Origin of the sequence: Pseudomonas oryzihabitans (assembly GCF_006384975.1) — a bacterium.
In the GTDB taxonomy this organism is placed as follows: Bacteria; Pseudomonadota; Gammaproteobacteria; order Pseudomonadales; family Pseudomonadaceae; genus Chryseomonas; species Chryseomonas psychrotolerans_B.
This window is the reverse complement of the sequence record NZ_CP021645.1, coordinates 4,193,426-4,208,679: the sequence shown is the minus strand read 5'-3', so window position 1 is coordinate 4,208,679 and position 15,254 is coordinate 4,193,426. Positions and strand designations below refer to the sequence as shown.

At 63.1% G+C, this 15,254-nt stretch carries 12 protein-coding genes; 1 reads left to right on the top strand and 11 read right to left on the bottom strand.

Annotated elements, in window-relative coordinates; all coding sequences use genetic code 11:
- Positions 1-60: 60 nt before the first annotated feature.
- From glmM to ftsH, 3 genes are read right to left on the bottom strand one after another with little or no spacing between them, the layout of a single operon-like run.
- Positions 61-1,398 (bottom strand): phosphoglucosamine mutase, encoded by a 1,338-nt coding sequence (gene glmM / locus CCZ28_RS18870; protein WP_140220373.1) that lies wholly within the window; start codon positions 1,396-1,398, stop codon positions 61-63.
- A gap of 3 nt (positions 1,399-1,401) precedes the next feature.
- Complete coding sequence (folP, locus tag CCZ28_RS18865) at positions 1,402-2,259, bottom strand: dihydropteroate synthase (RefSeq protein ID WP_140220372.1); 858 nt, start codon at positions 2,257-2,259, stop codon at positions 1,402-1,404.
- Between the two features lie 7 nt (positions 2,260-2,266).
- Entirely contained in the window at positions 2,267-4,186 is a 1,920-nt protein-coding gene (gene ftsH / locus CCZ28_RS18860) for an ATP-dependent zinc metalloprotease FtsH (RefSeq protein ID WP_140220371.1), read from the bottom strand.
- 584 nt (positions 4,187-4,770) lie between these two features.
- Here ftsH and yhbY point away from each other — a divergent pair.
- On the top strand, positions 4,771-5,082 hold the full coding sequence (gene yhbY / locus CCZ28_RS18855; RefSeq protein ID WP_058764332.1) for a ribosome assembly RNA-binding protein YhbY: 312 nt from the start codon (positions 4,771-4,773) through the stop codon (positions 5,080-5,082).
- On the opposite strand, the gene CCZ28_RS18850 is transcribed toward yhbY, so the two are convergent.
- The 8 genes from CCZ28_RS18850 to dnaK form a co-directional block, all read right to left on the bottom strand.
- A complete protein-coding gene (locus CCZ28_RS18850; RefSeq protein WP_140220370.1) occupies positions 5,070-5,522 on the bottom strand; it encodes a hypothetical protein in 453 nt (150 codons plus the stop codon). The genes yhbY and CCZ28_RS18850 overlap by 13 nt on opposite strands.
- Positions 5,500-5,976, bottom strand: a complete 477-nt coding sequence (greA, locus tag CCZ28_RS18845) for a transcription elongation factor GreA (protein WP_058764336.1) — start codon at positions 5,974-5,976, stop codon at positions 5,500-5,502. Before greA ends, CCZ28_RS18850 begins: the two co-directional genes overlap by 23 nt.
- Positions 5,973-9,194 carry a carbamoyl-phosphate synthase large subunit gene (gene carB, locus CCZ28_RS18840; protein WP_140220369.1) on the bottom strand — a complete coding sequence of 1,074 codons (3,222 nt, stop codon included), beginning with the start codon at positions 9,192-9,194 and terminating at the stop codon, positions 5,973-5,975. The genes greA and carB overlap by 4 nt, the downstream gene beginning before the upstream one ends.
- A gap of 21 nt (positions 9,195-9,215) precedes the next feature.
- Complete coding sequence (gene leuE, locus CCZ28_RS18835) at positions 9,216-9,872, bottom strand: leucine efflux protein LeuE (protein WP_140220368.1); 657 nt, start codon at positions 9,870-9,872, stop codon at positions 9,216-9,218.
- A 21-nt stretch (positions 9,873-9,893) separates the two neighbouring features.
- Positions 9,894-11,030 carry a glutamine-hydrolyzing carbamoyl-phosphate synthase small subunit gene (gene carA / locus CCZ28_RS18830; protein WP_140220367.1) on the bottom strand — a complete coding sequence of 379 codons (1,137 nt, stop codon included), beginning with the start codon at positions 11,028-11,030 and terminating at the stop codon, positions 9,894-9,896.
- Between the two features lie 176 nt (positions 11,031-11,206).
- On the bottom strand, positions 11,207-12,013 hold the full coding sequence (dapB, locus tag CCZ28_RS18825; RefSeq protein ID WP_140220366.1) for a 4-hydroxy-tetrahydrodipicolinate reductase: 807 nt from the start codon (positions 12,011-12,013) through the stop codon (positions 11,207-11,209).
- Between the two features lie 55 nt (positions 12,014-12,068).
- The gene (dnaJ, locus tag CCZ28_RS18820; protein ID WP_058764348.1) at positions 12,069-13,202 is read right to left on the bottom strand and encodes a molecular chaperone DnaJ; all 1,134 of its coding nucleotides are present in this window, start codon (positions 13,200-13,202) and stop codon (positions 12,069-12,071) included.
- A 112-nt stretch (positions 13,203-13,314) separates the two neighbouring features.
- A complete protein-coding gene (dnaK, locus tag CCZ28_RS18815; RefSeq protein ID WP_058764350.1) occupies positions 13,315-15,240 on the bottom strand; it encodes a molecular chaperone DnaK in 1,926 nt (641 codons plus the stop codon).
- Between the last annotated feature and the right edge of the window lie 14 nt (positions 15,241-15,254).

The following is a 15,254-nucleotide window of genomic DNA, read 5'->3' as shown; positions in this document are numbered from 1 at the left end:
TACCTCAGGGAGCGAAGTGGGCGCAGATGTTACTCAATCGAAAACAGGCATGCAAGCAAATCAAGCACATACCTCGGTTATCAGTTGAGCCAGGGCCTCGGCGTGAGCTCGTACCTCACGCTCGTTCTCACCCTCGACCATCACTCGCAGCAGTGGCTCGGTGCCGGACTTGCGCAGCAGCACCCGCCCCTTACCCGCCATTTTCTCGGTGACTTCGGCACTGGCCTGCTTCACTCGAGGATTCTCCAGCGGGTCCTGCCCACCGCCGAACCTGACGTTGATCAGCACCTGCGGACACTTGCGCAGCGCCATACGCGCCTGCGCCAGGGTCTGGCCCGCATTGCGCAGGGCAATCAGTACCTGCAGGGCAGCAATGGTGGCGTCGCCCGTGGTGGTGTACTGACAGCAGACCACATGACCGGAGTTCTCGCCGCCCAGCACCCAGTTACGCTCCAGCAACTCCGCCATGACATAGCGATCACCGACCTTGGCCCGCACGAAGGGGATATCCAGCTCGGCCAGACCCAGCTCAAGACCCAGATTGCTCATCAGCGTACCCACCACACCGCCTTCGAGGCGGCCGCGGCGCTTGAGGTCACGGGCGATCAGATAGAGCAGTTCGTCGCCATCCACGGCCGCGCCCGTATGATCCACCATCAGTACCCGATCGCCGTCGCCATCGAAGGCGATACCGATGTCGGCATGCTGGTCGAGCACCGCCTGCTGCAGGCCATCGAGATGGGTGGAACCGCAATCCTTGTTGATGTTGAGGCCATCGGGCTGTACGGCCAGCACACTGACGTCCGCACCCAGTTCGCGGAAGACGCTGGGCGCAATCTTGTAGGTCGCGCCATTGGCACAATCCAGGACGATCTTCATGCCGGCGAAACTGGTACCGGTGGGCACGCTGCTCTTGCAGAATTCGATATAGCGGCCGGCGGCATCGTTGATGCGCGAGACCTTGCCGATCCGCGCCGAATCGACCACGGTCATCGGCGTATCGAGCAATTCCTCGATCATGGTTTCCAGCTCATCGGGCAGCTTGGTACCGGCGCCGGAAAAGAACTTGATGCCATTGTCGTAGTAGGGATTGTGCGAGGCACTGATGACGATCCCGGCGCTGGCCTGGAAGGTCCGAGTCAGATAGGCGATACCCGGCGTCGGCATGGGCCCGAGCAGCATGACGTCCGCGCCCGCGGCGGACAGCCCAGCCTCCAGCGCGGATTCGAACATATAGCCGGAGTTACGCGTGTCCTTGCCTACCAGTACTCGACAACCCCCGCGACTGCGGAAGGCGATACCCGCCGCCCAGCCCAGCTTGAGCATGAAATCAGGGGTGATGGGGTACTGACCGACCTTGCCGCGAATGCCGTCGGTTCCGAAATACTTTCTTGCCATGTGCTATTCCTGCCTGAAGCCTTCGACCGCGGCGATCATCTTCACCACGTCCACCGTTTCCGCCACATCATGGACCCTGAGAATCTGGGCCCCCTTGGTCAGCGCCAGAGCCGCCAAGGCCAAGCCGCCCGCCAAGCGTCCTTCCACTGACCGTCCAGTGACTGCGCCGATCATGCTTTTGCGCGAGACACCTACCAGCAAGGGTAGCCCAAAGGCGAGCAATTCGGGTTGCCGCTGGAACAGCTCGAGATTGTGCTCCAGGGTCTTGGCGAAGCCATAGCCCGGATCCAGTACCAGACGCTCGCGAGAAATGCCTGCCACCTCACAGCGAGCGACCTGCTCGGCGAGAAAGGACCCGACCTCACCAGCCACATCGGCATAGACGGGCGATTGCTGCATGGTGCTCGGCTCGCCGCGCATATGCATGAGGCAGACCGCCAGATCGGTCGCGGCAGCAGCCTCGAGAGCACCCGGACGGCGCAGCGAGCGCACGTCATTGATCAGGCCAGCGCCCGCTCGAGCACTCTCACGCATGACCTCGGGCGTTGAAGTATCCACCGAGATGACGACATCAAGCTCGCGGGCGATCGCCTCGACCACCGGGACGACGCGATCAAGCTCTTCCGCAGTGGATACCGCCGGTGCACCTGGGCGAGTGGATTCGCCACCGACATCGATGATAGTTGCACCGGCCGCGACCATTCGTTCGGCATGCTGCAAAGCGGCTTCGACCGCCGTGTAGCGACCACCATCGGAAAAAGAGTCGGGGGTTACGTTGAGAATGCCCATGACTTTGGGCACATCAAAAACAAGAACCCGATTGCCGCAAGGCAATCGGGTCGAAGGAAACGGATTGAACATGGAGGTATCAGTGCTCTCCGGCCGGACCGCCGAGGGGGGTTTCAGGACGATCACTACCGCTTTGCGGCGATGCAGGCGCATCCCCAGTAGGACCGCCACGATCATGCCAGTCACGCGGCTCGCGCGGGACCTTGCCAGCCATGATGTCGTCGATCTGATCGGAATCGATGGTCTCGTACTTCATCAGGGCATCGGCCATGAGTTCAAGCTTGTCACGGTTCTCGTCGAGCATGCGCTTGGCGGTGTTGTAGCAGTCATCGATGATGCGACGGATTTCCAGATCGATGAGCTTGGCGGTTTCACCTGACATGTTGCCGTTGCCACCACCACCCGAGCGACCCAGGTAGCCTTCGTTCTCTTCCTCGCCATACAGCAGCGGGCCGAGTTTCTCGGACAGCCCCCACTTGGTCACCATGTTCCGCGCCAGGGAGGTAGCACGCATGATATCGTTGGAAGCACCGGTGGTGACCCCCTCGAACCCCAAGGTCATCTCTTCGGCGATACGACCACCGAACAGCGAGCAGATCTGGCTTTCCAGAGCTCGCTTGGACAGGCTGTAGCGATCTTCCTCGGGCAGGAACATGGTCACCCCCAGGGCGCGACCACGGGGAATGATGGAAACCTTGTAGACCGGATCGTGCTCGGGCACCAGACGACCGACGATGGCATGACCGGCTTCGTGGTAAGCGGTGTTGCGCTTCTCCTTCTCGGACATGACCATGGTCTTGCGCTCGGCGCCCATCATGATCTTGTCCTTGGCCAGTTCGAACTCGCGCATGTCGACGATGCGCTTGTTGGCACGAGCGGCGAACAACGAGGCTTCGTTGACCAGGTTGGCCAGGTCGGCACCCGAGAATCCCGGAGTACCACGGGCAATGACGGCGGCATCGACGCGCTCGCCGACCGGCACCTTGCGCATGTGCACCTTGAGGATCTGCTCGCGACCACGGATATCAGGCAGGCCGACCACGACTTGGCGGTCGAAACGACCGGGACGCAGCAACGCCGGGTCGAGCACGTCGGGACGGTTGGTGGCCGCGATGACGATGATGCCATCGTTCATCTCGAAGCCGTCCATCTCGACCAGCAGCTGGTTCAGGGTCTGCTCACGCTCGTCATGACCACCACCCATGCCGTTGCCACGATGGCGGCCGACGGCATCGATCTCGTCGATGAAGATGATGCAGGGGGCATGCTTCTTGGCCTGATCGAACATGTCACGAACACGGCTGGCGCCGACACCGACGAACATCTCGACGAAGTCTGAACCGGAAATGGTGAAGAAGGGTACCTTGGCCTCACCGGCGACGGCCTTGGCCAGCAGCGTCTTACCGGTACCGGGCGAGCCGACCATCAGGACGCCACGGGGAATCCGGCCACCCAGGCGTTGGAACTTGCCGGGATCACGCAGGAATTCCACCAGCTCGGTGACCTCTTCCTTGGCCTCGTCGCAGCCGGCGACGTCAGCGAAGGTGGTCTTGACCTGGTCTTCCGAGAGTAGCCGCGCCTTGCTCTTGCCGAAGCTCATGGGCCCACCGCGACCACCCGCTCCTCCCTGCATCTGGCGCATGAAGAACATGAACACCGCGATGATCACCAGGATCGGGAAGCTGGCCACCAGCAGCTGAGTCCAGATGCTCTGCTGCTCAGGCTGCTTGCCGGTGATGGTGACGTTGTTGTTCACCAGATCGCCGATCAGACCATTGTCCTGGATCGCTGGACGAATGGTCTTGAAGGGGTCGCCGTCACGATGCTTGCCCGTGATGACATAGCCATCCACGGTCACGTTCGCGATCTGCCCGTCCTTCACCTGCTGGATGAAGTCGGAATAGTTGAGCGTCTGGGGCTCGTTGGGGCTGGAGAAGTTGTTCATCACGGTGACGAGCACCGCGGCGATGATCAGCCACAGGATCAGATTCTTTGCCATATCGTTCAATTGACTACCCTCTGCGCCGGTTTCGTGGGTAAACCGTTCGAAGCGAAACCGGCAGTGACCGGTAAGTTACTACACAAAGCCTGGCCCACGGCAGACATCGTCTGTAACGCTATATGAGTCTTCTGCCTTTGACTCTATGCCAAGGCAGACGTTGCAGCCATCAATTCTCTCAATTGCCCCTGAAATCGCGACCCAATAGAGACTGCTCGCGCGGTCTGTCCCGCGAAGCGAAGCCCGCCTTCGAAGCCGAGCAGTGGCAGATCTCGATCACGCAATCCCGCACGGGCGTAACGCCTCGCACGCGAGGTTCACGGTCAGCCCTCATGAGCGGAGATTTCTGGGACTGGCCCACTGCATTCTGCCCAGTCATATGGGGGCCCCGCGAGAAATAACAAGGCCTGCCGGATGATCGTCGCGACAGCTGCCTTTCTGCGCTAGCCTGACCCAGGAGCTGTCGAAATGCTCCTTTGGCCATCTGGTGCTGGTTCGAGATCGCGCCACTGTAAGTTTTCTCGTATCGCTGGGCGGCACAGGACAGCTGGGATAAACTGTGCGGCTTTTATCTGGGGTGAATTATGGCGCTCAACAACGAGCACAAAAAGCGGTTCAAGGCGATCGGTCATCAACTCAAGCCGGTGGTCACCATCAGCGAGAACGGCCTGAGCGAAGGCGTGCTGGGTGAGCTCGACCGCGCCCTGAACGATCACGAGCTGATCAAGATCAAGCTGGCAGTCACCGAGCGCGAAGACCGTCGCGCCCTGATCGACGAACTCTGTGCATCGAGCAAGGCCGAGTTGGTGCAGGTGATCGGCAAGATGGCCCTGATCTATCGCAAGGCGCGTGAACAGAACCGCAATCTGTCCAACGTAGTGCGCTATACCGTCTGAGCCCCAGGGGAGCGCCCGGGAACGGGTTGCAGTACCAGGATCAGACCACAGAGCAGCAAAACCACGTAGCCGGCCAGGGCGGTCGGTCCGCTCCAGAAGCGCGCCAGCTCGTTCTGCAGGAGCACGGCCAGCGCACTGGCCAGCAGCAGCTGGCCGCGCAGGTCACGCCACAGGGCCGCGAAACCCGCCCACCATACCAACACCACGGTCTGGGTGAAGACCCCACCCGCCGCGGCGCTGAGCATCATGCGCAGCAATTCTTCGCGCCCGGACTGGATCAGCAGCGGCGCCCAGCCCGCCTGGGCGAGCGCCACCGGAATACAGAGGTGCAGGGCGACCAGCGGGCCGACCCAGAACACCTGGGCCAGCTGCCAGGCGGCGGCGAGCAGCCTGGCGAGCCAGCCTCCGGTGCGCCGATCAGACGTGGCGGACGGCGACAATTTCGTATTCGACATCGCCACCCGGGGTCTTCACCAGCACCACGTCCCCTTCTTCCTTGCCGATCAGGGCGCGGGCGATGGGTGAGCCCACCGACAGCTTGCCCTGCTTGATGTCCGCCTCGTCGTCACCAACGATCTGGTAGGTCACGGCTTCATCGGTCTCGGTGTTGGCGATCTCCACGGTGGTGCCGAAGATCACCTTGCCGGTATGCGGCAAGGCGGTGACGTCGATCACCTGGGCGTTCTGCAGACGCCCTTCGATATCGCGGATACGCGCCTCGACCATGCCCTGCTGTTCGCGGGCAGCGTGGTATTCGGCGTTCTCCTTGAGGTCACCCAGTTCACGCGCTTCGGCGATCGCCTGGGTGATCTGTGGGCGCAGCTCGGTCTTGAGGTGCTTGAGCTCCTCTTCCAGGGCGCGGGCGCCCTGGACGGTCATGGGGTACTTGGTCATGCCTTAACTCCTGCATGCAGATCTTGCAGCCGGCGCACGGTCTTCTCGGCGCCGAATTTCAAAGCTTCGCAAATGGCCTGGCCGCCGGCAATGGTGGTGGTGCAGCAGAGCTTGTGCTGCAGCGCGTTGCGACGGATCGAGTAGGAATCGGCGATGGACTGCCGGCCTTCGGTGGTGTTGATGATCAGGGTGACTTCGTCATTCTTGATCATGTCGACCACATGGGGGCGGCCTTCGGTAACCTTGTTCACGCGCCGCACCGGCAGGCCGGCCGCCTCGATCACCCGGGCGGTACCGGCGGTGGCGACCACCTCGAAGCCCAGACCGACCAGATCGCGGGCGACCTGTACGGCTTCGGGCTTGTCGTCGTCACGCACGCTGATGAAGGCGCAACCGGAGTTCGGCAGGATCTCGTTGGCACCCAGCTGGGCCTTGGCGAAGGCTTCGCCGAAGCTGTCGCCGACCCCCATCACCTCGCCGGTGGACTTCATCTCCGGGCCGAGGATGGGGTCGACGCCGGGGAACTTGTTGAAGGGGAACACCGCTTCCTTGACGCTGAAGAACGGCGGGATGATCTCCTCGGTGAAGCCCACTTCCGCCAGGGTCTTGCCGGCCATGACGCGAGCGGCCACCTTGGCCAGCGACTCGCCGATGCACTTGGAGACGAAGGGCACGGTCCGGGAGGCGCGCGGGTTGACCTCGATGACGTAGATGTCCTCGCCCTGCACGGCCATCTGCACGTTCATCAGGCCGACCACGCCGAGCTCCAGGGCCATCTTCTTGACCTGCTCGCGGATCTCGTCCTGGATGTGCTTGGGCAGCGAATAGGGCGGTAGCGAGCAGGCGGAGTCACCGGAGTGCACGCCGGCCTGTTCGATGTGCTGCATGATGGCACCTATGACCACGGTCTGGCCGTCGCACACCGCATCCACGTCCACCTCGATGGCGCAGTTGAGGAAGTGGTCGAGCAGCACGGGGCTGTCATTGGATACCTTCACCGCTTCGCGCATGTAGCGCTTGAGCTCTTCTTCCTGGTAGACGATTTCCATCGCCCGGCCGCCCAGCACGTAGGACGGACGCACCACCATCGGATAGCCGATGTTCTTGGAGAGGGCCAGGGCTTCGTCTTCGCTGCGCGCGGTGGCGTTGGCCGGCTGGCGCAGGTTGAGACGCTGCACCATCTGCTGGAAGCGCTCGCGGTCTTCGGCGCGGTCGATGGCGTCGGGGCTGGTGCCGATGATGGGCACACCGGCCTCTTCCAGGGCGCGGCAGAGCTTGAGCGGGGTCTGGCCACCATACTGGACGATGACGCCCTTGGGCTGCTCGACGCGGACGATCTCCAGCACGTCCTCCAGGGTCACCGGCTCGAAGAACAGGCGGTCGGAGGTGTCGTAGTCGGTGGAAACGGTCTCGGGGTTGCAGTTGACCATGATGGTTTCAAAGCCGTCTTCACGCATCGCCAGAGCCGCGTGCACGCAGCAGTAGTCGAACTCGATGCCTTGGCCGATACGGTTGGGACCGCCGCCGAGGATCATGATCTTGTCGCGACCGCTGGGCTTGGCCTCGCACTCTTCCTCGTAGGTGGAGTAGAGGTAAGCGGTATCGGTGGCGAATTCGGCGGCGCAGGTGTCCACCCGCTTGTAGACCGGCAGCACCTTGAGCTTGTGGCGATGAGCGCGCAGGTTCTTCTCGGTGACGCCGAGCAGCTTGGCCAGGCGCGCATCGGAGAAGCCCTTGCGCTTGAGCTTGCGCATCAGGTCATAGTCGAGATCGGCCAGACCCAGGGTCTTGATGCGCTCCTCGTCCTTGATCAGGTCTTCGATCTGCACCAGGAACCACGGATCAATACGGGTCAGCTCGAAGACCTTGTCCAGGCTGTAGCCCTGACGGAAGGCGTCGCCGATGTACCAGATACGATCGGCGCCCGGCACGGTCAGCTCACGCTTGAGGGTGCCATCGGCTTCGGGATCGGCCGGGTCCAGCTTGGGATCGAAGCCGACCACGCCGACTTCCAGGCCACGCAGGGCTTTCTGCAGGGATTCCTGGAAGGTACGGCCGATGGACATGACTTCGCCCACGGATTTCATCTGGGTGGTCAGACGGGCATCGGCCTTGGGGAATTTCTCGAAGGCGAAGCGCGGGATCTTGGTGACCACGTAGTCGATGGCCGGCTCGAAGGACGCTGGGGTGCGACCGCCAGTGATGTCGTTCTGCAACTCGTCCAGGGTATAGCCGACGGCCAACTTGGCGGCGATCTTGGCGATGGGGAAGCCGGTGGCCTTGGAGGCCAGGGCGGACGAACGCGATACCCGCGGGTTCATCTCGATCACCACCATGCGTCCGGTGTTGGGGCAGATGCCGAACTGGACGTTGGAGCCGCCGGTCTCGACGCCGATCTCGCGCAGCACCGCCAGGGAGGCGTTGCGCATGATCTGGTATTCCTTGTCGGTCAGCGTCTGGGCCGGAGCCACGGTGATGGAGTCACCGGTGTGCACGCCCATGGGATCGAAGTTCTCGATGGAGCAGACGATGATGCAGTTGTCCTTCTTGTCACGGACCACCTCCATCTCGTATTCCTTCCAGCCGATCAGGGATTCGTCGATCAGCAGCTCGTTGGTCGGCGACAGGTCCAGACCGCGGGTGCAGATCTCCTCGAACTCTTCACGGTTGTAGGCGATGCCGCCACCGGTACCGCCCATGGTGAAGGACGGACGGATGATGCAGGGGAAGCCGACCTTCTCCAGCACGCCGTAGGCTTCTTCCATGGTATGGGCGATACCCGAGACCGGGCAGGCCAGGCCGATGTCCTTCATGGCCTTGTCGAAGCGCGAGCGGTCCTCGGCCTTGTCGATGGTATCGGCATTGGCACCGATCATCTCGACGCCGAATTTCTCCAGCACGCCATGACGCTCCAGATCCAGGGCGCAGTTCAGCGCGGTCTGGCCGCCCATGGTCGGCAGCAGGGCGTCGGGCCGCTCCTTCTCGATGATCTTGGCCACGGTGGCCCACTTGATCGGCTCGATGTAGGTGGCGTCGGCCATGGCCGGGTCGGTCATGATGGTGGCCGGGTTGGAGTTCACCAGGATGACGCGGAAGCCTTCCTCGCGCAGGGCCTTACAGGCCTGGGCGCCGGAATAGTCGAATTCGCAGGCCTGGCCGATGACGATGGGGCCAGCCCCGAGGATCAGGATGCTCTTGATGTCTGTACGCTTAGGCATGGGCTTCTCGAATGCAGGTAATCAGGTCAGGGTCGCGGTGGCCAACTTCACACCGAACCCCACGAACAGGGCGCCGACGCCACCGGTGGCGCTGGCGCTGAGGCGCCGCCGCTGACGGAACCAGGCCGCCAGGCGCACACCACAGAAAATCAGGAACGACAGGTAGCAGAAGCTGATCGCTTCCAGTACCGCGCCCAACACCAGGAAGGACAGCGCCGGATGGGCGTAACCGGGGTCCACGAACTGGATGAAGAAGGAGACGAAGAACAGGATCGCCTTCGGGTTCGACAGGCTCAGCAGCAGCGCCTTGCGGAACGGCTGGTGGACATCTTCGCGCAGGGTCGCCTCGACCTGGCCCTGGGCCGGGCTACGCCAGGACTTGAGTCCGCCACGCAGCATGCTCCAGCCGAGGTAGAACAGGTAGGCCGCGCCCAGATACTTGAGGATCTGGAAGAACAGCGGCTCCGCCTTGAGCAGCGACGCCACTCCCAGGGCCGAAAGCAGCATCAGCACGGCGTCACCGAGGAACACGGCCGAGGCCGCCTGGTAGCCGCTGCGAATGCCGCGCTGGGCGCTGGTGGCGAGCACGAAGAAGGAGTTGGGACCGGGCAGCAGGATGACGAACAGGGTCCCGACCACGTAGGTCCAGAAGTCGATGACACCCAGATTCGCCAGCATGAGCCTTACCCTCCTCCCGTCTTAGCGGCGCGCCGCCATGGCCTGGATGAACTTGTCGAACAGCGGCGCCACGTCGTGCGGACCGGGGCTCGCCTCGGGGTGACCCTGGAAGCTGAAGGCGACCTTGTCGGTGCGCTCGATACCCTGCAGGGTGCCGTCGAACAGCGATTTGTGGGTAGCACGTACGTTGGCGGGCAGGCTGGCCTCGTCCACGGCGAAACCATGGTTCTGGCTGGTGATCATCACCACGCCACTGTCGAGATCCTGCACCGGATGGTTGGCGCCGTGGTGACCGTTGGGCATCTTCACCGTCTTGGCGCCGGAAGCCAGGGCCAGCAGCTGATGGCCCAGGCAGATGCCGAACACCGGAATCTCGGTCTCTAGGACATCCTGGATGGCCTTGATAGCGTAGTCGCAGGGCTCGGGATCGCCCGGGCCGTTGGCCAGGAAGATGCCGTCGGGTTGCAGCGCCAGGGCTTCGCTGGCCGGGGTCTGGGCTGGCAGCACGGTGATGCGGCAGCCACGGGCCACCAGCATGCGCAGGATGTTCAGCTTGACGCCGTAGTCGAAGGCCACCACGTGATAGGGCAGCTGTTCGGCCGGGATCTCGGCATGGCTGTCGGTTTCCAACGACCAGACGCTGGAACGCCACTCGTAGCGCTCCTTGACGCTGACTTCCTTGGCCAGGTCCATGCCCTTGAGACCGGGGAAGGCGCGCGCCAGTTCAAGGGCGCGCTCTTCGGTGGCATCTGCACCGGTGAGGATGCAACCATCCTGGGCGCCCTTCTCGCGGAGGATGCGGGTCAGTCGACGGGTGTCGATGCCGGCGATGGCGATGGTGCCGTTTTCCTCGAGGTACTCCGGCAGCGACTGCTTGTTGCGCCAGTTGCTGGCCAGCAGCGGCAGGTCACGAATGATTAGACCTGCAGCCCAGACCTGGGCGGCCTCGCCGTCCTGCGGCGTGGTGCCAGTGTTGCCGATATGCGGATAGGTCAGGGTGACGATCTGCTTCGCATAGGAAGGATCGGTCAGGATTTCCTGGTAGCCGGTCATGGCGGTGTTGAACACCACTTCGCCGACCGTGTGGCCGTCGGCACCGATGGATTCACCGTGAAAGATGCTGCCATCGGCAAGTGCGAGTATGGCTGGCTTAGTCAAGAAGACCTCCGAAAATCAAGCCTTGGCGGGCAAACGCAGGGTGCAAAAAAACGGGATGACATCTCGAAGAGTCATCCCGTTTTAATGTTGTGATTTCATTCTGCGCTAGCTTTTAGTGGATACACTAAAGCTGCATTGTACACGAATTGATCACGGCTGGCACCCCCGCAAGGGGATCAGCGCAACTCCAGCACGTCCTGCATGTCATATAGCGCCGGCTGTTTGTCCTTGAGCCACAGCGCCGCACGGACCGCGCCCTTGGCGAAGGTCATGCGACTGGAGGCCTTGTGGGTGATCTCCACCCGCTCTCCCTCGCTGGCGAACAGCACGGTGTGATCGCCCACCACGTCACCGGCCCGCACGGTAGCGAAACCGATGGTCTGGCGATCGCGGGCACCGGTCTGGCCTTCGCGTCCGTAGACGGCGACCTCTTCCAGATCCCGACCCAGCGCCTGGGCAACGACCTCACCCATGCGTAGCGCAGTACCGGAGGGCGCATCGACCTTATGCCGGTGATGGGCCTCAATGATTTCGATGTCGACCTCGTCGCCCAGCACCCGGGCGGCGGTATCCAGCAGCTTGAGGCACAGATTGACGCCCACGCTGAAGTTGGCGGCGAAGACGATGGGGATTTCCTTGCTCGCTTCCAACAGGGTCAGCTTCTGCTCGGCGGTGAAGCCGGTCGTACCGATCACCATGGCCTTCTTGGCCTTGCGGCACAGCGCCAGGTTCTGCAGGGTGACGCTGGGATGGGTGAAGTCGATCAGCACATCGAAATCATCCAGCACGCGCGCCAGATCGCCCGACAGCATCACCCCATTGCGGCCGATGCCAGCGAGCTCGCCGGCATCGGCACCGACCAGACTGCTCTCCGGTCGATCCACCGCGGCGGTCAGGCCGGCGGCGCCCTGGGTCTGCTGGACCGCCTCGATCAGAGTCTTACCCATGCGCCCCGCGGCGCCCATTACAGCTATACGTCGCATCATCAGCTCCAGGCTGCTGGCCGGGCGCCGCCTGACGACGACGCCCAAGGCCGGGTTAGAGGTCGTCGAAGAAGCGCTTCATGCCGTCGAACCAGCCACTGGCCCGGGGCGAATGGGAGCTGTCGCTCTGCAAGGTGTTGCGGAACTCCTCGAGCAGCTCGCGCTGGCGGCGGCTCAGGTTGACCGGAGTCTCCACCACTACCTTGCACATCAGGTCGCCAGCACCACCACCGCGCACGGGCGTCACGCCCTTGCCACGCAGGCGGAACATCTTGCCGGTCTGGGTACCCTCGGGGATCTTCAGCTTCACCCGGCCATCCAGGGTCGGCACTTCCAGCTCGCCCCCCAGGGCAGCGTCGGTGAAGTTGATCGGCACCTCGCAGTAGAGATGCTTGCCGTCACGCTGGAAGATCGAGTGCTCGCGCACGTTGACCACGACATAGAGATCGCCGCTGGGACCACCCAGGGTGCCGGCCTCGCCCTCGCCACTCAGGCGGATGCGGTCACCGGTATCGACACCTGCCGGCACCTTAACCGATAGGGTCTTCTGCTCTTCCACGCGACCCTGGCCATGGCAGGCCGTGCAGGGCTCGGGGATGATCTTGCCGCTGCCATGGCAGCGCGGGCAGGTCTGCTGCACCGAGAAGAAGCCCTGCTGCATGCGCACCTGGCCGATGCCGCCGCAGGTAGGGCAGGTGGATGCCGAGGTACCAGGCTTGGCGCCATTGCCGTCACAGACCTTGCACTCGACCAGGGTGGGTACGCGGATGGTGACCGTGGTCCCGCGCACCGCCTCTTCCAGATCCAGGTCCAGGGTATAGCGCAGGTCGGCGCCGCGCTGCGGACCGCCCCGACCACCGGCGCCGCCGCGCCCACCGAAGAAGTCGCTGAAGACGTCGCCGAAGATGTCGGAAAAACTCGCGCCGCCGGCCGCGCCACCGAAACCACCGCCACCCATGCTCGGGTCGACGCCAGCATGGCCGTACTGGTCATAGGCCGAGCGCTTGCCCGCATCGGACAACACTTCGTAGGCCTCGGCGGCCTCCTTGAATTGTTCCTCGGCAGCCGCATCACCTGGGTTGCGGTCCGGGTGGTACTTCATCGCCAGGCGTCGATAGGCCTTCTTGAGCTCGGCTTCGCTAGCGCCGCGCTCGACCCCGAGCACCTCATAGTAATCACGTTTGGCCATAGACTTTCTGCACCTTAAATTTTCTCACCCTCCAGACACGCCAACGCGGGAGCAGGCTCCCGCGCGGCAGAACCGACGGGCCGGAGCCCGCCAGGTGCGGTAAGCACAGGGCTTACTTGTTGTCCTTCACTTCCTCGAACTCGGCATCGACCACGTCGTCGCCGGGCTTCTTGGCCTCACCATCCGCCTTGGCCGAGGCGCCTTCGGCACCGGCAGCGCCCTGCTCGGAGTAGAGCTTCTGAGCCAGCGGCGCGGAAGCCTGGGACAGCGCGTTCATCTTGGCTTCGATGGCGTCCTTGTCATCGCCGCGCACGGCGGTTTCCAGTTCGCCGATGGCCTTCTCGATGGCGGTCTTCTCTTCGGCCGTGGCCTTGTCGCCCGCCTCGGTCAGCATCTTGCGGGTGCCGTGCACCAGGGCATCACCCTGGTTGCGGGCCGCGGCCAGCTCTTCGAACTTGCGATCCTCGTCGGCATTCGCCTCGGCGTCACGCACCATCTGCTGAATCTCTTCCTCGGACAGACCGGAGGACGCCTTGATGACGATGGACTGCTGCTTACCGGTGGCCTTGTCCTTGGCGGACACATTGAGGATACCGTTGGCATCGATGTCGAAGGTCACCTCGATCTGCGGTACGCCACGCGGCGCCGGCGGGATCTCGGCCAGGTCGAACTTGCCCAGCGACTTGTTCTGCGCGGCCTGCTTGCGCTCGCCCTGCAGCACGTGGATGGTCACGGCGCCCTGATTGTCGTCGGCGGTGGAGAACACCTGCGACTTCTTGGTCGGGATGGTGGTGTTCTTCTCGATCAGCGCGGTCATCACGCCACCCATGGTCTCGATGCCCAGGGTCAGCGGGGTGACGTCCAGCAGCAGCACGTCCTTGACGTCACCGGCCAGCACGGCGCCCTGGATGGCGGCACCGATGGCGACGGCTTCGTCCGGGTTGACGTCCTTGCGCGCTTCCTTGCCGAAGAAGTCGGCCACACGCTTCTGCACCAGCGGCATGCGGGTCTGACCGCCCACCAGGATGACTTCGTGGATGTCGGAGACGTCCAGACCGGAGTCCTTCAGAGCAGTACGGCACGGCTCGATGGTGCGCTCGACCAGCTCTTCCACCAGGGACTCCAGCTTGGCGCGGGAGACCTTGACGTTCAGGTGCTTGGGACCGCTGGCATCGGCAGTGATGTACGGCAGGTTGACGTCGGTCTGGGTAGCCGAGGACAGCTCGATCTTGGCCTTCTCGGCCGCTTCCTTCAGACGCTGCATGGCCAGGGGGTCACCCTTGAGGTTCATGCCGCTTTCTTTCTTGAATTCTTCGACGAGGTAGTCGATCAGGCGGATGTCGAAGTCTTCACCACCCAGGAAGGTATCGCCGTTGGTGGCCAGCACCTCGAACTGATGCTCACCGTCGACCTCGGCGATCTCGATGACCGAGACGTCGAAGGTACCGCCACCCAGGTCATAGACGATCACGGTGTGGTCGCCCTTGGCCTTGTCCAGGCCATAGGCCAGGGCAGCCGCGGTGGGCTCGTTGATGATGCGCTTGACGTCCAGACCGGCGATGCGACCGGCATCCTTGGTGGCCTGGCGCTGGCTGTCGTTGAAGTAGGCCGGGACGGTGATAACCGCTTCGGTCACGGCTTCGCCCAGGTAGTCCTCGGCGGTCTTCTTCATCTTCTTCAGGACTTCGGCGGAGACCTGCGGTGGTGCCATCTTCTGGCCCTTAGCCTCGACCCAGGCGTCACCGTTGTCCGCCTTGACGATCTTGTAGGGGACCATCTGGATGTCTTTCTGCACGACGTTTTCTTCGTAACGCCGACCGATCAGGCGCTTGACCGCGTACAGGGTGTTCTGCGGGTTGGTCACCGCCTGGCGCTTGGCCGGCTGGCCGACCAGGGTCTCGCCATCGTTGGTGTAAGCGATGATGGACGGCGTGGTACGGGTGCCTTCGGCGTTTTCCAGTACCTTGACGTTGCCGTTTTCGAGGATCGCGACGCAGGAGTTGGTGGTCCCCAGGTCGATACCGATAATCTTGCCCATGTAATCTTCTCCAG

Coding starts and splice junctions, on each gene's coding strand:
- glmM (WP_140220373.1), bottom strand. CDS start 1,398: ATGGCAAGAAAGTATTTCGGAACCGACGGCATTCGCGGCAAGGTCGGT.
- folP (WP_140220372.1), bottom strand. CDS start 2,259: ATGTTCAATCCGTTTCCTTCGACCCGATTGCCTTGCGGCAATCGGGTT.
- ftsH (WP_140220371.1), bottom strand. CDS start 4,186: ATGGCAAAGAATCTGATCCTGTGGCTGATCATCGCCGCGGTGCTCGTC.
- yhbY (WP_058764332.1), top strand. CDS start 4,771: ATGGCGCTCAACAACGAGCACAAAAAGCGGTTCAAGGCGATCGGTCAT.
- greA (WP_058764336.1), bottom strand. CDS start 5,976: ATGACCAAGTACCCCATGACCGTCCAGGGCGCCCGCGCCCTGGAAGAG.
- carB (WP_140220369.1), bottom strand. CDS start 9,194: ATGCCTAAGCGTACAGACATCAAGAGCATCCTGATCCTCGGGGCTGGC.
- leuE (WP_140220368.1), bottom strand. CDS start 9,872: ATGCTGGCGAATCTGGGTGTCATCGACTTCTGGACCTACGTGGTCGGG.
- dapB (WP_140220366.1), bottom strand. CDS start 12,013: ATGCGACGTATAGCTGTAATGGGCGCCGCGGGGCGCATGGGTAAGACT.
- dnaJ (WP_058764348.1), bottom strand. CDS start 13,202: ATGGCCAAACGTGATTACTATGAGGTGCTCGGGGTCGAGCGCGGCGCT.
- dnaK (WP_058764350.1), bottom strand. CDS start 15,240: ATGGGCAAGATTATCGGTATCGACCTGGGGACCACCAACTCCTGCGTC.